The organism is Collimonas sp. OK412 (assembly GCF_900112135.1).
Classification (GTDB): domain Bacteria; phylum Pseudomonadota; class Gammaproteobacteria; order Burkholderiales; family Burkholderiaceae_D; genus Collimonas; species Collimonas rhizosphaerae.
Window position 1 is genome coordinate 87986 of record NZ_FOLC01000004.1, and the last position, 20335, is coordinate 108320.

At 61.9% G+C, this 20335-nt stretch carries 17 protein-coding genes; 9 read left to right on the forward strand and 8 right to left on the reverse strand.

The genetic code is table 11. The features are described 5' to 3' along the window. Positions 1-17 precede the first annotated feature (17 nt). A complete protein-coding gene (locus BM062_RS05925; RefSeq protein WP_092394559.1) occupies positions 18-722 on the reverse strand; it encodes a DUF899 family protein in 705 nt (234 codons plus the stop codon). Between the two features lie 251 nt (positions 723-973). On the opposite strand from BM062_RS05925, the gene BM062_RS24955 reads away from it, so the two are divergent. Further along, positions 974-1162, forward strand: a complete 189-nt coding sequence (locus BM062_RS24955; protein WP_139220002.1) for a hypothetical protein — start codon at positions 974-976, stop codon at positions 1160-1162. Positions 1163-1346: 184 nt separating this feature from the next. After that, positions 1347-3560, forward strand: a complete 2214-nt coding sequence (locus tag BM062_RS05930; protein ID WP_092395074.1) for a LamG-like jellyroll fold domain-containing protein — start codon at positions 1347-1349, stop codon at positions 3558-3560. A gap of 24 nt (positions 3561-3584) precedes the next feature. On the opposite strand, the gene BM062_RS05935 is transcribed toward BM062_RS05930, so the two are convergent. Further along, positions 3585-3767 carry a hypothetical protein gene (locus tag BM062_RS05935; protein WP_139220003.1) on the reverse strand — a complete coding sequence of 61 codons (183 nt, stop codon included), beginning with the start codon at positions 3765-3767 and terminating at the stop codon, positions 3585-3587. A 157-nt stretch (positions 3768-3924) separates the two neighbouring features. Between BM062_RS05935 and BM062_RS05940 the strand changes: the two genes are divergently transcribed. Beyond that, positions 3925-5115, forward strand: a complete 1191-nt coding sequence (locus BM062_RS05940; protein WP_092394565.1) for an acetyl-CoA C-acyltransferase family protein — start codon at positions 3925-3927, stop codon at positions 5113-5115. Between the two features lie 43 nt (positions 5116-5158). On the opposite strand, the gene BM062_RS05945 is transcribed toward BM062_RS05940, so the two are convergent. From BM062_RS05945 to BM062_RS05960, 4 genes are all read right to left on the reverse strand, one after another. After that, a complete protein-coding gene (locus BM062_RS05945; protein ID WP_092394568.1) occupies positions 5159-5821 on the reverse strand; it encodes a YcbK family protein in 663 nt (220 codons plus the stop codon). A gap of 72 nt (positions 5822-5893) precedes the next feature. Beyond that, complete coding sequence (locus BM062_RS05950) at positions 5894-6598, reverse strand: glutathione S-transferase N-terminal domain-containing protein (protein ID WP_092395077.1); 705 nt, start codon at positions 6596-6598, stop codon at positions 5894-5896. Positions 6599-6745: 147 nt separating this feature from the next. After that, complete coding sequence (locus tag BM062_RS05955) at positions 6746-7369, reverse strand: trimeric intracellular cation channel family protein (RefSeq protein ID WP_092394571.1); 624 nt, start codon at positions 7367-7369, stop codon at positions 6746-6748. Between the two features lie 4 nt (positions 7370-7373). After that, a complete protein-coding gene (locus tag BM062_RS05960) occupies positions 7374-9764 on the reverse strand; it encodes a penicillin-binding protein 1A (RefSeq protein ID WP_092394573.1) in 2391 nt (796 codons plus the stop codon). A gap of 176 nt (positions 9765-9940) precedes the next feature. Here BM062_RS05960 and BM062_RS05965 point away from each other — a divergent pair, with 176 nt between their 5' ends. The 6 genes from BM062_RS05965 (at position 9941) to BM062_RS05990 (ending at position 17963) form a co-directional block, all read left to right on the forward strand. Continuing rightward, positions 9941-10828, forward strand: coding sequence for an HTH-type transcriptional regulator ArgP (locus BM062_RS05965; protein WP_092394576.1), 888 nt, complete (start codon positions 9941-9943; stop codon positions 10826-10828). Positions 10829-10991: 163 nt separating this feature from the next. Next, positions 10992-13715: a TonB-dependent receptor domain-containing protein gene (locus BM062_RS05970; RefSeq protein WP_092394579.1), complete on the forward strand. Its 2724-nt coding sequence runs from the start codon at positions 10992-10994 to the stop codon at positions 13713-13715. A gap of 74 nt (positions 13716-13789) precedes the next feature. Beyond that, the gene (locus BM062_RS05975; RefSeq protein WP_092394582.1) at positions 13790-15358 is read left to right on the forward strand and encodes a thioredoxin family protein; all 1569 of its coding nucleotides are present in this window, start codon (positions 13790-13792) and stop codon (positions 15356-15358) included. Positions 15359-15431: 73 nt separating this feature from the next. Then, the gene (locus BM062_RS05980; protein WP_092394585.1) at positions 15432-16103 is read left to right on the forward strand and encodes a glutathione S-transferase; all 672 of its coding nucleotides are present in this window, start codon (positions 15432-15434) and stop codon (positions 16101-16103) included. A gap of 130 nt (positions 16104-16233) precedes the next feature. After that, positions 16234-17727: an AMP nucleosidase gene (locus BM062_RS05985; RefSeq protein ID WP_092394588.1), complete on the forward strand. Its 1494-nt coding sequence runs from the start codon at positions 16234-16236 to the stop codon at positions 17725-17727. Between the two features lie 5 nt (positions 17728-17732). Next, entirely contained in the window at positions 17733-17963 is a 231-nt protein-coding gene (locus BM062_RS05990; RefSeq protein ID WP_092394591.1) for a hypothetical protein, read from the forward strand. A 3-nt stretch (positions 17964-17966) separates the two neighbouring features. Here BM062_RS05990 and BM062_RS05995 read toward each other — a convergent pair whose 3' ends face one another. Further along, a complete protein-coding gene (locus BM062_RS05995; protein ID WP_092394594.1) occupies positions 17967-19175 on the reverse strand; it encodes a YbfB/YjiJ family MFS transporter in 1209 nt (402 codons plus the stop codon). A gap of 17 nt (positions 19176-19192) precedes the next feature. Beyond that, positions 19193-20266: an NAD(P)H-dependent flavin oxidoreductase gene (locus tag BM062_RS06000; RefSeq protein WP_092394597.1), complete on the reverse strand. Its 1074-nt coding sequence runs from the start codon at positions 20264-20266 to the stop codon at positions 19193-19195. Positions 20267-20335: the final 69 nt, after the last annotated feature.

Genomic DNA, 20335 nt, shown 5'->3' on the forward strand with positions numbered 1-20335 from the left:
CTGCCTGGTGCCGCTGTTTATGCCGGATAGCTCAGTTTCGGATACCAGTCGGTTCCGCGTCCTTCGGGCGTGCTGTCAAGGATGGTCCAGAGCGGCATCAGGTCGGGAGCGCCGCGCGGGTCCTGGCCGGGGTCTGCCGTCTCTGGGCCCATTTCGCCGCTCCAGAAATGGCGGATGGCGCCGTCGCGCCGGGTGAAGACATTGAAAGCCGGGATGTCGGCGTCGTCCGCGCTGACATAGTCGCGGGTGTAATCGCCGCTGACATCGGCATACAGCTTAAGGTGGCGCCATCCGCGTTCCTTCTTGAATGCCAGCAAGCGTTCAATCGGCGAGCGCGCGACGATCACCAGTGCAATACGCTGCCCGACATCGGCCGCTTCGCCGTCCCAGGCAGAGAGCAGCGAAGTGCACATCGGGCAAGGCCGTTCGCGCTTCGGTCCGTACATGTAGCTGTAGACCGCGAGCGTTTGCTTGTCGCCAAACAGGCTGGCGAAGCTGGCCGCGCCATCTTCACCTTCGAAGCGGTAGTCCTTGGCGACCAGGCCGCCCGGCGGCAGTGCGCGGCGCTGTTCTGCGACCCGCTCGATGTGGCGCCTGAGTTCGATTTCTTGCGCGAGAAGCAAGTCGCGCGCACGCCGGTATTCTTCGTTCTCGTTCGGAAAGCGAACGCCATTTTTTTGGGCCAGTTCGCTTGCCGGCTTGAGTTGCTGTTGTGTGCTCATGGTTATCCTCCGATTGCCTGGCATCCATCTGTCCAGCCACGCTCAGGCGGCCGAACACGAGAGACGGCGATAAGACCGCGCCTCGCTGCTCGTTATTTACGAACGAACAACAGCGCAATGGCCGCGTTTTTCTTGGCCCAGCGCGTCACAGGAATAATCGCAGGCGCGATGTTTTACAGGTTAAACCAAAACAGCAGATTTTTCCGCGTGTTGCCGTGCGAAACAATGATTCTTCCCAAGGCCATGCCGGGATGGCAATTGATGGCGTGCCCTATGTACGCACTGTGGGCGGTGCTGCCGAAGCGCCGTGCCGCATCGATCCCGATGCCTTGTTCGATTGGACAAAATTTGCCTCGCCGGGCAGGAAACTGACGAAAATTGTTAGCGCTAACATCCATTTGCGACAAGTGTCGATAGCTTTTTATTCACAGATCGTTTGAGGCCAGCAGCAGGCTGGATGTGGCACGGATCCTGCCTTTGATGCCTTCGGAAAATATATCTTTGAAGGACAAGAGCGTGAAAAATCCAGTTACCGCCGCCAGCGGCGAAGTGTCTACGGCAGCAGCGGCAAATAAAGAATCCGCCGTTGAACAGCATGTTGACGGCATGTCGCGTCGCAATTTCATGTCCAGTATCGGCATCCTGCTGCTGACTGGTTGCGGCAGCGGCGGCAGCGATACGGCGTCCGCAGCTGGCGGCAGTTCGCCTGCCGCGGCCGCCGCGCCGGCGGCCACTTCTGCAACGGCGCCAGCTGCGCCTGCAAGCGCCGGCCAGATACCTGCCACGACGACAACGGAAACCGCATCCGCTCCTGCCAGCAGTACGTTTGTTCATCCGGGCCTGCTGCACACGCAAGCCGACTTTGACCGCATGAGCCAGAAAGTAAAAGCGAACGCGGCGCCGTGGGTCGACGGCTGGAATGTACTGATCGCCAACAGCCATGCCCGGCTGAGCTACACGCCTCGTCCGCAAGCGGCGATTTATCGCGGCAGCGACGGCGTGCATGCGGAGAACTACACGCTTCTCTATAACGACATTGCCGCTACCTACGCTTGCGCATTGCGCTGGAAAATTTCAGGCGATACCGCTTATGCCGACAAGGCGGTGGCAATCCTGAATGCCTGGTCGTCGACGCTCACGCTATTGGGCGGCAATTCGAATGCCGCCCTGGCCGCCGGCATCTACGGCTACGAATTCGCCAACGCGGCCGAAATCATGCGCTCCTACAGCGGTTGGGCTGCTGCCGACCTTGCCCGTTTCCAGAACATGATGCGGACCGTCTTTTACCCCATCAACCATGATTTCCTGATTCGCCACAACAATACGGAAGTGACCCACTACTGGGCCAACTGGGACTTGTGCAACATGGCTTCGATCATGGCTATCGGCGTGTTATGCGACGACCACGCCATGTTCAACGAAGCGGTCGATTATTTCAAGAACGGCGCAGGCAACGGCGCCGTTTCACAAGCCGTCTATTACATGCATCCCGGTTACCTGGGGCAGTGGCAGGAAACCGGCCGCGACCAGGGCCACAACACGCTCGGCATCGCATTGATGGGACCGATCTGCGAGATGGCCTGGAACCAGGGAGTCGACTTGTACGGTTACGACAACAACCGCTTTCTTGCCGGCGCCGAATACGTCGCCAAAGCCAACCTGATTGAATCGGGCAGCGCGTTTTATACGGTGCCCTATGTCACTTACAACAACGTCGACCATGTCAACCAGACTGCCTTGTCGACCGCCGGGCAAGGCACAGTGCGGCCTGGATGGGCGCTGGTCTATAACCATTACGTCAACCGCAAGGGATTGGCCGCGCCTTATTCGCGGAAATTCGCGGCCTTGATCCAGCCGGAAGGCGGTGGCGGCAATTACGGCCCCAACAGCGGCGGCTACGATCAGCTGGGCTATGGCACGCTGACCTGCACGCGCGACGCAATAGCAAGCGGCGCGGCGCCGAGCGGCCTGACCGCGATTGCGAGCCAGGGACAGGTGCAGCTGTCGTGGTGGGGCAGCGCGTATGCAAACAGTTATAGCGTCAAACGCAGCACGGTCGCCGGTGGACCGTATACAACCATCGCAACCGGCATCAGCGATTTGCTGACTTATACCGACAGCGGACTCGCCGCAGGCACCTATCATTATGTCGTCACCGCGCAGACGCCGTCTGGAACCAGCGCGGCATCGAACGAGGCGACCGCGGTCACGGCAGTGCAATTGCTGGCCTACCTGGCGCTGGATGACGGCAGCGGCGTCACAGCCGCCGATTCCAGCGGCAAGGGGCACGCCGGGACGCTGGTCAACGGCGCCAGCTGGGCCAGCGGCAAGAAGGGCGGGGCGGTGTCGCTGAACGGCAGCAACGGCTACCTCAGCCTGCCGGCCGATATCGTGAGCGATGTGGCGGATATCACGGTCGCGGCATGGGTGTTCTGGAATGCTTCCGGCACATGGGCGCGCGTGTTCGATTTCGGTTCTGGCGCCGGTCATTACATGATGCTGGCGGCCCGCGGCAGCAGCGGGTTTCCGCGTTTTGCCATGACCGTCAATGGCGGCAGCGGCGAGCAGGGAATCGACAGCAACACGGCATTGCCGCTCGGGCAATGGGTCCACGTCGCCGTCACCCTGTCGGGCAAAACCGGAACCTTGTACCTGGACGGCAACCCGGTAGGCAGCAATCCCGCAATGGTCCTGGCGCCGTTCCGCCTGGGCAGCACCAGCCAGAACTGGATCGGGCGCTCTCAGTACGCCAGCGACCCATACTTCAACGGCCTGGTGGACGAGTTCCGTATCTATCGCGGCGCCTTGAGCGCAGCCGAGATTGCCGCGCTGATGTAGCCTGCTCCGCAATCCCCATCCTGGTCAGAATTTGTGGCGTAAGCCGAAGATGAGGGCGCTCGGATCGGCGCCCGCACTGGCTGCGGCGACTTCGCTGCCGTTGGCGGAGCCGACGCCAAAAGCGATGCCTGCAGCCGTTATGGTTTTCTGGAATATCTTTCCTTCCTTCAGCGTCCCCTCATTCTTGCACGCCAGCCGCGCCTTCAAGCGGCATGCCGGCATGACACCCAAGCAATTCCGGCAGCAGGCCACGGCTGAAGCAGCGGATGCCTGCTAGAGTAGCGTTGTAGGCTTGATCTGCCGCTTTACGTTAACAAGGCAGCAAGCATTGCAGTAGCATCGTCAAACCAACAAGGAGATAAACATGGCCAATACAAGAGAAGTCGTCATCGTCGGCGCCGCCCGTACCGCTATCGGGGCATATGGCGGAGCATTGAAGGACCTGGCGCCGGGCGAACTGGGCGCGGTTGCCGTCAAGGAAGCATTTGCGCGCGCCGGCGTCGATCCGCTGCAGGCAGGCCAGATCGTCTTCGGCAATGTCATCCACACCGAGGCGCGCGACATGTACGTGTCGCGCGTGGTGGGCTTGAACGCCGGCATGGGCAAGGAATCCACGGCGCTGACGCTGAACCGGCTGTGCGGCTCGGGCTTGCAAGCCATCATCACGGCCGCCAACGCCATCCAGCTGGACGAGACCGATGTCGCCGTCGGCGGCGGCGTTGAAAGCATGAGCCGCTCGCTGCATGCGACGCAAGCCGCGCGCTGGGGCGCGCGCATGGGCGACGTCAAGATGATCGACATGATGATCGGTGCGCTGTCCGACCCTTTCGGCGGCGGCCATATGGGCATCACCGCGGAAAACGTGGCGGAGAAATACGGCATCACGCGTGAAGAACAGGATGCGTTCGCGCTGGAAAGCCAGAAGCGGGCGACGGCAGCCATCGCCGCCGGCTACTTCAAGTCGCAGATCGCGCCGGTCGAAATCAAGACGCGCAAGGGCGTCACGCTATTCGATACGGACGAATATCCGAAGGCCGACGCCACCATGGAATCGCTGGCCAAGCTCAAGCCGGCATTCAAGAAAGAGGGCGGCACCGTCACCGCCGGCAATGCTTCCGGCATCAACGACGGCGCCGCCGCCTGCGTCCTGATGGAAGCGGGCGCCGCCGTCCGCGCCGGCCTGAAGCCGCTGGCGCGCCTGGTTTCCTACGGCGTGGCGGGGGTGGATCCGTCGATCATGGGCACCGGTCCGATCCCGGCCGTCCAGCTTGCCTTGAAACGCGCCGGCCTTGGCCTGCAGGACATGGCGGTGATCGAGTCGAACGAAGCGTTCGCTGCGCAGTCGCTGGGTGTGTGCAAAGGGCTGGGTCTGGATCCGAAGCTGACCAATGTCAATGGCGGCGCTATCGCGCTCGGCCATCCGTTGGGCGCGAGCGGAACGATCATCGCGGTCAAGTGCCTGTATGAGCTGATACGCACCGAGAAACGCTACGGCTTGATCACCATGTGCATCGGCGGCGGCCAAGGCATTGCGCTGGTCATCGAACGTATCTGAACCGGTTTTCCCGGCTGGATAATCGCGGCGGGACTGCCGGCGGTCAGCCTTTCCAGGTGCGCTGCAGTCCTGTGTCGGCGTGGATCCAGCCGCCGTTTTTCCCCGGCCGGTAATAGAAACCGACGCCGCCCTGGCGGAAGCTGCGTATCAAGCCGCCCAGCACGTCGGCATCCAGCTGCGTGAGGCGGATGTCGGCCGCGCGGCCTTCCAGGTGCAACGATTTGCGCGCTGCCGGCACGCCGGTTTCGATCAGGTGTTTGTTGGTGGCCGCTGTGCGGAATCCCGACAGGATTTCCAGCGGCTGGCTGATGCCATAGCGCGCGATGAAAGCCTGGGTGCCCCACAAGGTCTCAAGCAGCTTGGGATCTATCGGCGCTACCTGCTTGCCCTGGACGTCGCGCAGCAGGTGGCACAGCTGCTGGTAGGCCGATTCCTGGATTTCGCCGTCTTTCCAGTAGAGCAGCTTGGCGCGTTCGCCGCTGGCCGGGCGGGTTACTTCCAGCACTCGCGGCTTGAGCCAGAATTCCATATCGACCAGCTGCGCGTCGAAGATGTCTGGCGGCGGGTCCATCGGCGGCGCGTCGGCCGGAGCGCTAGGGATATCTTTTGCGAAAGCTGCCGGAGCGGCAAACGGCAGCTGGCTGGAAAAGAGCCCGGAGGCGGTCAGGAACAAGCTCTTTTGCAGGAATTTTCGGCGCGATGGCATGGCGGTCCAAATGTGATGGGATGGGCAATTTTAGCGCACCATCCCCGCTTTGAGTAGCCGCCAGGGCTGCGCTCAGCCGCGCTGCGGAATCGTCAGGCCCTTGGCCACCGCCGGCCGCGCCACGAATGCCGCGAGCGCCCGCGTGACATGCGGAAAATCGGCGATGCCTACCAGGTCGCCCGCTTCGTAGAAACCGAGCAGGTTGCGCACCCAGGGGAAGGTAGCGATGTCGGCGATGGTGTACTCATCGCCCATGATCCAGCTGCGCTCGGCCAGGCGCTGGTTGAGTACCGCCAGCAAGCGCTTCGATTCCGCCACGTAGCGGTCGCGCGGGCGCTTGTCTTCATAATCCTTGCCGGCGAATTTGTTGAAGAATCCGAGCTGGCCGAACATCGGTCCGATGCCGCCCATCTGGAACATCAGCCACTGGATCGTCTCATAGCGGCCAGCGAGGTCTTGCGGCATGAACCGGCCGCTCTTGTCCGCCAGGTAGATCAGGATCGCGCCGGACTCGAACAGCGGCAGCGGCTTGCCGCCCGGGCCGTCGGGATCGAGGATCGCAGGGATCTTGTTGTTCGGATTGAGCGACAGGAATTCCGGCGAGGTCTGGTCGCTGCTCTCGAAGCTGACCAGGTGCGGCTCGTAAGGCAGGCCGGTTTCCTCCAGCATGATCGAAATCTTGACGCCATTGGGAGTCGGCAGGGAATACAGCTGGATCCGCTCAGGATGCCGGGCTGGCCATTTTTTTGTGATGGGGAAGGAAGAAAGGTCGGTCATGGAAGTTCCTTGTTTTTTGGTCTGCTTGAAAAATTCGCCGGCCTCGGGCACGGAAAACAGCTAGTCTAAAGCAAGCCGGGCAAAGATGCTTTGAGCGCGGCCGCGGTACGGCTGTTGCATTCAAGTTTGCGGAAAGCGTGACGCCGGCTATTCAAAACCGCGGATGCCGTTGCCGTTAAAGCTCGGCAGTTTCCAATGGAAACGCATGGCCAGCAGGCGGAACACGAAACCCGCGCCGATTGCAGCCAGCGGGGCAATCGTCGGGTCGACCTCGAACCAGAGCAGGCCGACATACAGCGCGCCGGTGAACAGCGCCACGGTAGCGTAGATTTCGCGCTGCAATACCAGCGGAATCTGGTTGCACAGCACATCCCGCAGCAGGCCGCCGAAGACGCCGGTGATCATGCCCGCCAGGATCACGATGCCGGGCGACATGCCGTTGGCGCGGGCGATATCGCAACCGATCACGCTGAACGCCACCAGGCCGAGGCCGTCGACCACCAGGAATACATTGCGCAAGTGATGCAGAAAACGCGCCACCAGGGCAGTGACGGCGGCGGCGCCGATGGTAAACAGCAGGTATTCGGGATGGGCGATCCAGCCCAGCGGATAATTGCCCAGCAAGATGTCGCGCATGGTGCCGCCGCCCAATGCGGTAATGGTGCCGACCACGCAGATGCCGAACAGGTCCATGTCGCGCCGCATGCCCATGATGGCGCCGGACATGGCTTCGGCGACGATCGCAACCAGGTAGATGGTATGTAGCAGCATAAGCTCAGTCTCCGGAAGAAAACATTTTCAGGATCTGCGCGCGCTCTTGCGCCGCGCTCAAGGTTCCCGCTTCGGCCGCAAGGTTTTCAGCAGGGCCGGGTTCGCACTTCAGTTTGCTGTGGATGAACGGGTTGCTGTCGGCCAGGCAGCTGCGGTCCAGGTATTCGGAATAGATATAGTCGCCATCGGCCAGGGTTAGTCCAGCCGGCTCCAGCGCTATCCGTTCCTGCCGGTCCTTGACCGCCACCTGCATGTAGCGGCTCCAGACCGGCAGCGCCAATGCGCCGCCGGTCGTGTTGCCGAGCGTTTTCGGCTGATCATAACCTAGCCACACTACCGACACCACACCGGAGGAATAACCGGCGAACCAGGCGTCGTAGGCATTGTTCGAGGTGCCGGTTTTTCCTGCGGTGTCGCCGCGCGCCAGCACCTTGGCGCCATGGCCGGTGCCGGACTTGACCACGTCTTGCAGCATGCTGTCCATGAGATAGGCGTTGCGCGCGGAAATCACTCTTTTGCCTGCCTGGCGGACGGAATTCCCGTCTTTGCGCGAGGTGTCGGCATAGAACACGTGGCCGGAGCGGTTGCGGATTTCCTTGATCAGCCTGGGAGCCAGGTGATAACCGCCGTTGGCGAACACCGCATAAGACTGGGCCAGCTGCAGCGGCGTCACGGCGCCGGCCCCCAGCGCCAGCGGCAGGGAGGCAGGATTGCGTTCCGGCAGGAAACCGAACTGTGTCGCGAAGCCCTGTACATAGTCGGCGCCGGCAGCTTGCATCAGGCTGACTGCGACCAGGTTCTTGGAGCGCATCAGGCCGCGCCTGACGGTAATGAAGCCCTCATAGTTGTTGCCGTAATTGCGCGGCCGCCAGGCGCGGGCGCCGGTTTCCTGGGGCAGCAGGAGGCGCTGGGTATCGTCCACCATGGTGCCGGGGAAATATCCTTTTTCCAATGCCGCGGAATAGACAAAGGGTTTGAAACTCGACCCCGGCTGGCGGAACGCCTGCAGCGCGTGGTCGAAGGGATTGCGGAAAAAATCGAAACCGCCGGCAAGCGCCAGGATATCGCCGGTCTGCGCGTCGAGCGAGACCAGCGCGCCTTCCATTTCCGGCAGTTGGCTGAGCAGCCAGCGCTGCGAGCCGTCCTGGTAAACCCTGATCACCGCACCCGCGGCGATGCTGCGTTTGCCGTCAGCCGGCAGCTTGGCCCAGCCGCCGGCGATGCGCGGATCAAGCAAGCTTGTTTGCAGCGGCCGGCCGTCGCGCAGCACCGCCGTAATCTGCTTCGGCGCCACGGCGGTAACGATTGCCGCACGCAACTCGCCGCTGTCGGGATACGGCGCCAGCAATGCGCGGGCGTTGTCTTGCCAGCCATGGTTTTCCGCTGCGGACAGCCGTGCTTCAGGGCCGCGATATCCCCTGCGCGCCTGGGCGTCCAGCAATCCCTTGCGCAGATGCTTGTCGGCGGCCAGTTGCGGCGCCATCTGGATCGTGGTGATGACATCCAGTCCCATGGTGTAAGCGCGATCCTGGTAGGCCTGCACCACCATCTGCCTGGCTTCTTCCACGACGTAGGCCGCTTCCCGGATGGAGCTGTTGCGGCTGGCGTTGAGCACCAGTTTCTCTGCCATGGCTTGCTGGAATTCTTCTTGCGTGATATCGCCGAGCGCCAGCATGCGCTGCAGAATATATTGCTGGCGCAGCTGCGCCCGCTGTGGATTGGCTACCGGATTGTAGGCGGACGGCGCCTTGGGCAAGCCGGCCAGCATTGCCGCCTCGGCTGTGCTCAACTGTTCCAGCGGTTTGTCGAAATAGATATTGGATGCGGCGGCAAAACCGTAAGACCGTTCACCCAGGTAGATCTGGTTCATGTACAGCTCCAGCAGCTTGTCCTTGCTGTACTGCTGTTCCAGTTTGTATGCCAGCAGTATTTCCATCAGCTTGCGCTGCACGGTTTTTTCGCGCGTCAAAAAGAAACCGCGCGCCACTTGCATGGTGATCGTGCTGGCGCCCTGTCCATGCTGGCCGCTGACGGCATTGGCCAGCGTGGCGCGCAGCAGGCCGGTGAAATCGACTGCGCCGTGCTGGTAGAAGCGTGCGTCTTCGATGGCCAGCAGCGCCTGGCGCATGCGCAAGGGAATCTGGGCGATAGGCAGGAATTCGCGACGCTCCTCGCCGTATTCCGCCAGCAGCACGCCTTCGCTGGAGTAGATCCGCAATGGCAATGCCGGACTGTATTGCGCCAGGTGATCGACGGCCGGAAGCTGCTGCCACGCCTGCCGCAGCCAATAGCCAAGCGCGAGGCTGGCGGCCAGCGTTAACCCGAGAACCAGGCCCAGCATGAATTTGAGACGGCGGACCAGGCCCGATTTCGGTTGTTCGGCAAGCTGCCTCATGGATGCTCCTGTGACTTGGCGCCGGCGCCGCCGATCACGGATCGTCGGCAGCTGCGGATTGGATGGGAGCGGGGATTGTGCATTCAATAAAACATGGGTTTAATAAAATTAAGTATTATTAATGAATGATAAATATTTCTTATTAATGGAAATAAGGGAAATAAAGGAAATATCGAATGAACTTGAATCCGAAACACACTGAAGCTTTTCGCGCGGTGATCGAAACCGGCAGCTTCGAGCAAGCGGCATTGCGGCTGCACCTGACGTCGCCGGCGATATCGCAGCGCGTGCACGCGCTGGAAAGCATGCTGGGCAATGCCTTGATCGTGCGCAGCCGTCCCGCGCGCGCCACTCGCACGGGACAGCGGCTGATGCAATACCTGAAGCGCGCGCAATTGCTGGAAGCTGACCTGGCGGCAGAGCTGGCGGTGGAGCAGGATGCGCCGCTGACACTGGTGCTGGCGTTGAATGCCGATTCGATCGGCACATGGTTTTTCCCGGCCTTGTCGGATGTGCTGATACGCGAAAAAGTGCTGCTCGACCTGACCGTGGAAGACCAGGACCACACTTACACCTTGCTGGAGACCGGCCTGGCCATAGGCTGCATCAGCACCGAACCGAAACCGATGCGCGGCTGTACGGCGGAATTATTGGGAGTGATGCGCTACTGGCTGGTGGCGGCCGAGGCGTTTCGCGAGCGATGGTTCGCCGACGGCCTGACGCGCAAGGCGGCGCGCAGCGCGCCGGTGGTGGCCTATACCCATAAAGACACTTTGCAGTCTTCCTTCCTGCTGGACCGGCTGGGCTTGCCGGAGGGAGCGTACCCTTGCCATTACGTGCCCGGCGCCGCATCGCATTTCAATGCGATCCGCTACGGCCTTGGTTACGGCATGGTGCCGGAACTGCTGCTCAAGGCTAGCGCCGGCAAAAATGAAATGGCCCATCTGGCGCCGTCCAGGCCGCTTGAACTGGCGTTGTACTGGCATACCTGGAAGGTGCAGTCGCCGCGCATGGAAAACCTGTCGCGGCAGATCATCGCCGCTGCCAGAAAAGTCCTGAAGTAATCCGTCCGCGCGATTCTTCCGGCGCACCGCGCTATCGACGCACAGCGCATATGGATATGTAAAACCATCAGTTTGTATTGCCGTCCGTCTACTATATTCTCGTCTCCCATTAAAGAACGCAACAGTTCTTTACAAAAGAATACATGGGAAGGAATAGCAATACATGCACAGATTCAAAACCCTGCCGGCGCAAACCGCGCTGGCGCTGCTGATCGCGTATGCAATACCGAATTCTTATCTGACAGCCTTTGCCCAGGCCGCGGACGGCGATGCGGCAGCCGGCGGCACGAAACCGGTGCTGGTCACCGGCTCCCGCATTCCGCGCGCCAGCAAGGAGGGTCCGACCAGCGTCACGGTGATCACCGGCGAGGACATCGAGAAGCAAGGCTACCGCAACGTGTTCGACGCCCTCAGTTCGCAGACCCAGAATACCGGCATGACGCAGGGCGCCGACTTCGGCAACACCTTCACTCCGGCTGCGAATACCATCAGCCTGCGCGGGCTGGGGCCGAACCATACGCTGATCCTGTTCAACGGCAGGCGCATCGCCGACTATCCGGTGGCCTACGACGGCTCGGTCAACTTCGTCAACCTGGCGAATATCCCGTCGGCGCTGGTGGACCGCATCGAGATATTGAACAGCGGCGCTTCGGCCATCTACGGATCGGATGCGATTGCCGGCGTGGTCAACATCATCACCAAAAAGCAGGTCAGCGGTTTCGATTTCAACATCAAGGCCGGCGGCACCAAGGACGGCGGCGGCGCCAACCAGCGCATCCAGCTTACCGGCGGCGGCGGCAGCGGCAACCTGAGCGGGGTGTTCGGCGTGGAGCTGAGCCGCACCGATCCGATCTGGAGCCGCCAGCGCGATTTCATGTCGTCCACCACGGCCGGCGGCACCTCCCCGACCCGCATCCTGTCGCGGCAGAACGTCGACACGGGAAAATATGTCGATCCGGGCGCGACCTGCAGCCAGCTCGGCAATCTGTTCTACGACAGCGTAGTCAGGGTGCAGTCGAAATCCGGTGCGTATTGCGGCAGCGGCAAGGCTCAGCCCGCCTACTGGACTACCATGACCCAGAACGAGAGCGAAAACCTGTACGGCAGCCTGAGTTACCAGCTGACTCCCAAGACAGAAATATTCAGCGACCTGATGCTGGGCTTTAACTCGACGCAAAATAATACGCGCGGCCCGAGCTGGACTTCGGAAGCGGTCGGCAACAGTTATTTCTTCAATCAGAACAGCGGCGCCAACGAAAGCTGGTCGCGCCGGATTTCGCCGGAAGAAATCGGCGGAGCGACCCGCTTCAACCGTCGCTGGAACGACGTCGCGGGCAACCTGACGGTGGGCATACGCGGCGATATTCCATCGACCAGCAGCTGGAACTATGAAGCGGCCTACAACATCTCCGCCTATACCAGCCGCAAGACCACGCCTTTGCTGCTGAATAATGTCGACAGCTTTTTCCTCGGCCCGCGGCTCGGCTACGACGCTGACGGCGTCGCCATTTATGCGCCGGATCCTGGCAGGCTGTCGCAGCCCTTGACCCCGGAGCAGTTCAATTCGATCACCGGCAAGGCAACCAGCCGCGATAAATCCTGGACCCAGACCTTGAGCCTGAGCGCCAACGGCGAACTGTTCAATTTGCCGGCGGGGCCGGTGCGCCTGGCGGCGGTGACCGAGTTCGGCAGCCAGGGGTTCAGCAACACGCCCGATCCGCAGATCAACCAAGGCGTGTTCTACAACCAGGCAGCTGCGAACGGCGCCAGCGGTTCGCGCAAGCGCTATGCGCTGGGCACGGAGCTGAACATACCGGTTATCAAGGAATTGGTCGCCACCGTCGCCGGCCGTTACGACGAATACAATTTTGCCGGCCGCAACGATGGCAAGTTCACCTATAACGCCGGGCTTGAATTCCGTCCGGTGAAGACACTGCTGTTCCGCGGGAACTACGCCACCAGCTTCCGCGCGCCGGACATGAATTACATCTATTCGTCCACCACCCGCGGCTACTATTCGTCGACTACCGATTATTACCGCTGCCAGCAGGCCGGACAGCCGTTGGCCGGCTGCGAATTCAATAATTATTCGCCGGGCGCGAACTATGTCCAGACCGGCAGCAAGGACCTGAAATCCGAGAACGGCAAATCGTGGAGTTATGGCGTGGTGTGGTCGCCAAGCTCGAGCTTCGACATATCGGCCGATTTCTGGCGCATCCAGATCGACAACCTGGTCACCAACCTTGACCCCGACATCATCTTGCGCAATGAAGCGAATTGCCGTGCAGGACAGCTGGACATCAACTCGCCGACCTGCGTCGATGCGCTGAGGCGGGTGCAGCGCAACCCGGCCAACGCGATTTTCAATCCTAACGCTATCCAGAATATCCTGGTCAATCCGATCAATGCGGCGCAGGAGCGCACCAGCGGCCTGGATGTGAGCGGCAAATGGCGCATCAAGGCGGGCGGCGCCGGCGATTTCCTGCTGAAGGCGAATTACACCAAGGTGCTCAGCCACCACTACCGGCAGTTTGCCAGCGATCCTGACCAGGACTTGCTGAATTCGCTGACCAATCCGGACTGGGGCTCCAAGGTCAACGCCAGCGTCACCTGGCTGCGCGATAAATGGACCGGCACCGTGCAAGTCACGCGCTACGGCAGCTTGCCCAGCGCCGACCAGACCCGCCGCATCTCGCCGTTCGCGCTGGTCAACCTGAGCGCCAGCTACCAGATCACGCCGCGGGCGTCGGTGGCGCTGATCGTCAACAATGTGTTCAATTCGGTGAAGCAGGACAATACCGCCGGTTGGCCGTATTATCCTACCGGTAACTACAATCCCTATGGCCGCCAGGGATGGCTGGAATTCAATTACCACTTTGGTTCGTGATATAGCGTTCATGGCCGCATAAGGGCAGGTTTGGCCTGGCCCCATGCGGCTTCAACTATCCATTTGAGTACAAGATGAAGACCTTATCCGCTTCCGCCGCTGCCGCACTATTCGCCACGCTGATGTGTGCCGCCCCGGCCATGGCGCTGGCGGCCGCTGAATCCAAGCCCGTCGCTGCGGCAGCTGCCGACGGCATCGGCTGGTACGACGGCGACGTCGATGCCGCTTTTGCTTTTGCCAAAGCGCATAACAAGCCCTTGTTTCTGTATTGGGGCGCAGGCTGGTGCCCGCCATGCAACCAGGTCAAGGCCACGATTTTCAACCGGCACGGATTCATCGAACGCTCGCGGTTTTTTGTACCGGTGCATATCGACGGCGATAGCGCCGGCGCCCAGAAACTCGGCGAGCGCTTCAAGGTGCGCGGTTATCCGACCATGATCCTGTTCAAGCCGGACGGCACCGAAATTACCCGTTTGCCGGGCGAAGTCGACGCCGACCGCTACCTGCAGACGCTGACGCTCGGCATCAGCGCCAACCGCCCGGTCAAGCAAACCTTGCAGGCCGCGCTCAGCGGCGGCAAGCTGACGGCGGACGAATGGCGCCTGCTGGCTTTCTATTCCTGGGATACCGACGAACAGCAGCTGGTCAGCGGCAAGGAACTGGTGCCCGCCTTGAACAAGCTGGCGGCAGCCTGTCCTCCCGGCGACAGCGCCAACCGGCTGGCCTTGAGTGCACTGGTGGCGGCTGCGACCAAGCCTGGCGATGCCGCGGCCGGCGTCGACAAGACGGCGGCGGCAGCGCGCCTGACCAAGGCGGTGAGCGATGTCCATACCGCGCGCGAGAACATGGATATCCTGACCAATTATCCGGCTGAGCTGGTACAGCTTGCGACAGTGCCGAAATCGCCGTCCCGGGCCAAGCTGATCGCCGCCTGGAACAGCGCTGCACAGCGCTTGTCCGACGACAGCACACTGTCCAAGACCGATCGCCTGGGCGCGCTGGCGGTGCAAGTGTCGCTGGCGCGCATCGACACCCCGGAAGGCGCATTGGCGCCGGCTTTGCTGAAAGACGTGCGGCAACGGGTGGCGCAAGCCGATAGCGCTACTACCGACGCCTATGAACGGCAATCGGTGATCAACGCCGGCGCCCATGCCCTGAGCGATGCCGGTCTGCTGGACGATTCAGACAACCTGCTCAAGGCTGAACTGAAGCGTTCGCACGCGCCGTATTACTTCATGCTGAGCCTGGCGTCGAACGCCAAGAAGCGTGGCGACAAGAGCGGCGCCGTCAACTGGTATGAACAGGCTTACCAGGCGGCGCAGGGGCCGGCGACGCGCCTGCAATGGGGCGTAGCGTATCTGTCGGGTTTGCTGGAGCTGGCGCCGCAAGAAGAAGGACGCATAGAAAAGGTCGCGCATGGCGTGCTGCAAGAACTGGGCGGCACCCAGAATGCATTTTACGAGCGTAACCGTTCGGTGCTGGAGCGCCTCGGGCAAAAACTCAATGCCTGGAATGGCGATGGCAAGCACCAGGCGGTGCTGGGACGCCTGCGCCAGCAGCTCGATACGGTGTGCGCCAAGCTGCCTGCGGCAGATGCGCAGCGCGCGACATGCCAGGGTTTGCTGAATCCGACGCGGGTTTAGATCATCGGCAGCAAATCGGTTACGCTAGCGGGATTGCAGTTTTTCCCTTTTACCTGACCGGGGCTTGCCGACCATGATCATCGTTCACCATCTCAACAATTCCCGTTCGCAGCGCGTGTTGTGGCTGCTCGAAGAGCTGGGGCTGGATTATGAAATCAAGCCTTACCAGCGCGATCCGAAAACCATGCTGGCGCCGCCTTCGCTCAAAGCGGTCCATCCCTTGGGAAAATCGCCGGTGATCACCGACGGCGACAACACGATTGCCGAATCCGGCGCGATCATCGAATACCTGGTGCAGCAATACGGCGCCGGTCGCCTGGTGCCGGCCGCCGGCGGCAAGGACCGCCTGCGCTACACGTATTGGCTGCATTACGCTGAAGGTTCGGCCATGCCGCCTTTGCTGATGAAGCTGATCTTCGGCCGCCTGGACCGGCCGCCCATGCCGGCCTTGCTGCGGCCTCTGGCGCGTTCCATTGCGAACGGCGTGCAGCGCAACTACATCGATCCGCAACTCAAGACGCACCTGGATTTCCTGGAAGCCGAACTGGGCAAATCAACCTGGTTTGCCGGTGAAGAATTCAGCGCCGCCGATATCCAGATGAGCTTCCCGCTGGAAGCGTCGCAATCGCGCGGCGGCCTGGACGCCAGCCGGCCCAGGTTGTCCGCTTTCCTGCAGCGCATCCATGCGCGGCCGGCTTATCAGCGTGCGATAGAAAAGGGCGGCAAGTACGATTTGCTCAAGTAGTGGCATCGGCTTGGCTTTAGTTTCGCAATCTCGCTCCAATCCCAGTAGAATTGAACTGTAAGGTCCGGATAAATATGTCCGGACCATGACGCCAGCGATCCTGGCGTACAGATATCGCTACGGAGATTCAATGTTCCCGACTGAGCAATTCACCGACCCCCATGCCGCCGTCGCCCGCGTGCATGAAATCTATGAGCATCACACCGCCTTGCTGCGCGAGGCTTTCAAGCGCTTTGCCAACGGCGAAGTGATGACCGAACGGGTGCGCGCCTGCTATCCGTTTGTACGGGTGACGACCGAATTCAACACCCGCGCCGATACCCGCCATTCCTTCGGTTTCGTGTACGGCCCCGGCGTCTACCAGACTACGCTGACGCGGCCGTCGCTGTACACCAATTACCTGGTCAGCCAGTTCAAGCTGCTGCGCGACAACCACGATGTGCCGCTGGAAATCGGCGTCAGCGACATGCCGATCCCGGTGCATTTCGCCTTCCCGGAAGGCATCCATGTCGAGGGCAATCTCGATCCTGACCACTTGCGGACGTTGCCGGATGTATTCGACCTGCCGAACCTGGCGACCATGGACGACCGCATCGTCAACGGCACGTTGGAAGAATTGCCGGGCGATCCGCATCCGCTGGCTTTGTTTACCGCGCCGCGCATCGATTATTCCCTGCACCGGCTGAAGCACTATACGGCGACCTCGCCCGATCGTTTCCAGCGCTATGTGCTGTTTACCAACTACGCGTTCTACGTCGACGAATTCATCCGCATGGGGCGCGAGCTGATGCAAGCCAGCAGCGATCCCGAGCTGCGCGCCTACCGCCAGCAATACACGGCCTTCGTCGAACCGGGCGACCTGACCACCTGGAACGCCAACCTCGACGACCTGCCTGCCGACCGTGCGCTTACCGGCGTTGCGCCGGCGCGCCAGCCGCAGATGCCGGCCTATCATTTGCAGCGGGCCGACGGCTCCGGCATCACGCTGATCAACATCGGCGTCGGTCCCTCGAACGCCAAGACCATCACTGACCATGTGGCAGTGCTGCGTCCGCACGGCTGGATCATGCTGGGCCATTGCGCCGGCCTGTCGACGTCGCAGCGCATGGGCGACTACGTCCTGGCGCACGCTTATGTGCGCGACGATCACGTGCTGGACGACGACTTGCCCCTGTGGGTGCCGGTGCCGGCGCTGGCCGAGGTGCAGCTGGCCTTGCAGGATGCAGTGGCTACCATCACCCAGCTGGAAGGATATGAACTCAAGCGCATCATGCGTACCGGAACGGTTGCGTCTATCGATGACCGCAACTGGGAGCTGCGCGACCATCGCAAGCCTCTGCTGCGCTTCAATCAAAGCCGGGCGATTGCGCTGGACATGGAAAGCGCGACAGTGGCCGCCAACGGTTTCCGCTTCCGGGTTCCTTACGGCACCTTGCTATGCGTCTCTGACAAGCCCTTGCATGGCGAAATCAAACTGCCCGGCATGGCCAACCGCTTCTATGAACAGCGCGTCAACCAGCATCTGAAGATCGGCATCAAGGCGCTCGAACTGCTGCGCAATCAAGGCGTCGAGCAGCTGCACAGCCGCAAGCTACGCAGCTTCAGCGAACCTGCGTTCCGCTGATCGTCGTGCCTACCGTCATCAAGCACAGGAGGACCAGGATAGTGACGCTGGCTGCAGGCGAGTCAATCGCCGACCATTGCAGCCCCGGCGATATTGCCCTGGTGCAGGACGACGCCGACTGGTGGACGCATTTCGTCGGCGAGGACGGTGCAGTGGATAGTTACGATGAGCCGTTCCCTAGCTATAACAAGGCGCTCTGGACAGCCAAGGCCGCCGCCGAATTTTCCGGGGAGTAGGCGTCAGGCGGCCGGTTTGCCGCGGTACCTGTACATCGCGCCCAGCAAGGCGGCGCCGGCCAGCAGCGCCAGCGCCGCCGTGGCCAGCGACGAGCTGAAGTTGCCGCTGCCTTGCACCAGGCGCGTCGCCAGCGGCGGCCCGATGATTTGTCCTACGCCATAGGTTGCGGTCAGCAATCCCATCAGGCTGCGTGCGTGATCGCCGCGTAGGCGGCGGGCGTCGCGCATCGCAAATAAGGTAATCGCGGTGAACGGCAAGCCGAGCAAGATGCTGCCCAGCGCAAAACCGGCCACGCTCGGAGAGACCAGGCCGATCAGGATGCCGCATGCTTGCAGCAGGTAACAAGCGGCGAGCAGCAAACGATTGTCCCAGTGCGTCGGCAGCCGGGTCGCCAGCAAGGCGCCGATGGAGACGCAGATGCCGAACAGCGGCCAGAACAGATCCGGCCAGTTCGAGCCCGGCAGCGCCTGGCGTGCGATCACCGGCAGGAAGGTGGCGGTGATGATGTAGCCGAAGCCGGCCAGCGCATAAGCGAGGATCAGGCCGCGCGTCTGGCGCACCACCTGGGCCGGCTCCAGCCCATGCGCTGCCGGCGACGGCGCGCCCGCCGTAGCCGTCGATCCCGAGAAGGTGGACCATACCAGCGCGGTCAATATCAAGGCCAGCAATCCATACAGCAGCCAGCCGTGTTCAGCGCGCCAGTGCAGGTTCACCATGGCGCTGGTCGCCAGCCCGGTGATCAGGATGCCGAGGCCGGGACCGCAATAAATGACGCCGCCCAAAGCCGGCGCGTGCAATTGCGCCAGGCGTTGCAAACACCAGCCGGATGCGAACACGAACACACAGGCGCTGGCAATGCCCGCCAGCGTGCGCAGCAGCAGCCATAGCATGGGCGACTGCAGCAATCCCATTGCCAATGTCAGCAGCACCGTGCTGGCGAGCCCGATCTTGATGCCGCGGGTGGCGTCGATCCGCAGCACCATGCACAGCAGGGCGCCGATCAGGTAGCCGATATAGTTGGCGGTGGCCAGCCAGCCGCCGGCAGCCAGGTTGATCATACCGTCGTGCAGCATCATCGGCAGCAGCGGCGTGAAGGCGAAGCGGCCGATGCCCATCGCTACCGCCAGGGCCAGCAATCCGGCCAGCGCTATGCGCCAGGCCGCTCGTCCCTGGTCTGTCTCGGTTGCCGTGGCTTGCAGGTCTTTACTCAAGTGATTTCTTTCCGCGGTTAGCGATCGCCTGCCGCTTGCAGTTCAGCGGCCAGTGTAGCCACCAATTGCGCTGCCGGCATGGGGCGCGTCATCGCTACTCCCTGGCCAGCCCACAGCGACATGAATTCCGGACGGCCTTGTTTGGCTGCAGCCTGGCGGATTTCGCCGCTCAGTGCATTCTGGACCGGGTAAGCCGGCAACGTACTTTCATGCGGCCGCATCTGTTCCATGAACGTATTGACGATGCCGCGCGCGTACCTGCCGGAGAAACTGCGGGTCATGCGCGTGCTGTCGTCTTTGGCGTTCGCCAGCTGTTCGCGCCAGGCCGGCGCGATGCCGGATTCCGGACTCGCCAGGAAGGCCGTGCCAAGCTGCGCCGCTTGCGCGCCCAGCAGCAGGGCCGCAGCGATGCCTTTGCCGTCCATGATGCCGCCGGCTGCGATCACGGGTGTTTTGATTGCAGCAGCGACTTGCGGAATCAAGGTCATCAGGCCGATGCAGGATTGCTCGACATCGCCCAGGAAAGTCGCGCGGTGGCCGCCGGCTTCGCCGCCCTGGACACAGACGAAATCGGCGCCGGCCTGTTCCCAGGCTTGTGCTTCGGCGACGCTGGTGGCGGTGCCGATGACTTTGCAGCCCTTGCGCTGGAACCGCGCCACCGTTGAGGCATCGAGTATGCCGAAGGTAAAGCTGACCACCGGCGGCGCCGCTTCCAGCAGCGCCGCCAGCTGGTCTTGGAAGTTTTCGCTGAATTTTTGCGGCGTTGCCGCCGGACCAAGGCCGAGCGCGGTGCGGAACGGCAGCAGCAGGGCTTGCGCCGCTTCGATTTCGGCATGGCTTGGCTGGACCGGTTCGAGGATGAACAAATTGACGTTGAACGGCTGTTGAGTCAGCGTGCGGATTTTTTTCACGGCTTCAATGATCGCCGCCGGCGACAGCAGGGCGGCCGCGAACGAACCCAGGCCGCCGGCATTGCTGACGGCCGTCGCCAGTTCAATCGGCGAACCGCCGTTCATCGGCCCTTGCACGATCGGGTAACGGATGCCGAGCGCAGCCGCGAATGCTTCCGGATTTCTCTTGGTGGCAGTCATGTCGATATTCCTGGTAACTGATAAAGGTGGCATTGCTTACAGCCGGTATGGCGCATGCTACCTTGACAG

Bases quoted from the DNA above. Each gene is read 5' to 3' on its own strand.
- BM062_RS05980 (WP_092394585.1), top strand. From the start codon at position 15,432: ATGATCATCGTTCACCATCTCAACAATTCCCGTTCGCAGCGCGTGTTG.
- BM062_RS05930 (WP_092395074.1), top strand. From the start codon at position 1,347: ATGTCCAGTATCGGCATCCTGCTGCTGACTGGTTGCGGCAGCGGCGGC.
- BM062_RS05945 (WP_092394568.1), bottom strand. From the start codon at position 5,821: ATGCCATCGCGCCGAAAATTCCTGCAAAAGAGCTTGTTCCTGACCGCC.
- BM062_RS05970 (WP_092394579.1), top strand. From the start codon at position 10,992: ATGCACAGATTCAAAACCCTGCCGGCGCAAACCGCGCTGGCGCTGCTG.
- BM062_RS05975 (WP_092394582.1), top strand. From the start codon at position 13,790: ATGAAGACCTTATCCGCTTCCGCCGCTGCCGCACTATTCGCCACGCTG.
- BM062_RS05940 (WP_092394565.1), top strand. From the start codon at position 3,925: ATGGCCAATACAAGAGAAGTCGTCATCGTCGGCGCCGCCCGTACCGCT.
- BM062_RS05950 (WP_092395077.1), bottom strand. From the start codon at position 6,598: ATGACCGACCTTTCTTCCTTCCCCATCACAAAAAAATGGCCAGCCCGG.
- BM062_RS05965 (WP_092394576.1), top strand. From the start codon at position 9,941: ATGAACTTGAATCCGAAACACACTGAAGCTTTTCGCGCGGTGATCGAA.
- BM062_RS06000 (WP_092394597.1), bottom strand. From the start codon at position 20,266: ATGACTGCCACCAAGAGAAATCCGGAAGCATTCGCGGCTGCGCTCGGC.
- BM062_RS24955 (WP_139220002.1), top strand. From the start codon at position 974: ATGGCAATTGATGGCGTGCCCTATGTACGCACTGTGGGCGGTGCTGCC.
- BM062_RS05985 (WP_092394588.1), top strand. From the start codon at position 16,234: ATGTTCCCGACTGAGCAATTCACCGACCCCCATGCCGCCGTCGCCCGC.
- BM062_RS05925 (WP_092394559.1), bottom strand. From the start codon at position 722: ATGAGCACACAACAGCAACTCAAGCCGGCAAGCGAACTGGCCCAAAAA.
- BM062_RS05955 (WP_092394571.1), bottom strand. From the start codon at position 7,369: ATGCTGCTACATACCATCTACCTGGTTGCGATCGTCGCCGAAGCCATG.
- BM062_RS05960 (WP_092394573.1), bottom strand. From the start codon at position 9,764: ATGAGGCAGCTTGCCGAACAACCGAAATCGGGCCTGGTCCGCCGTCTC.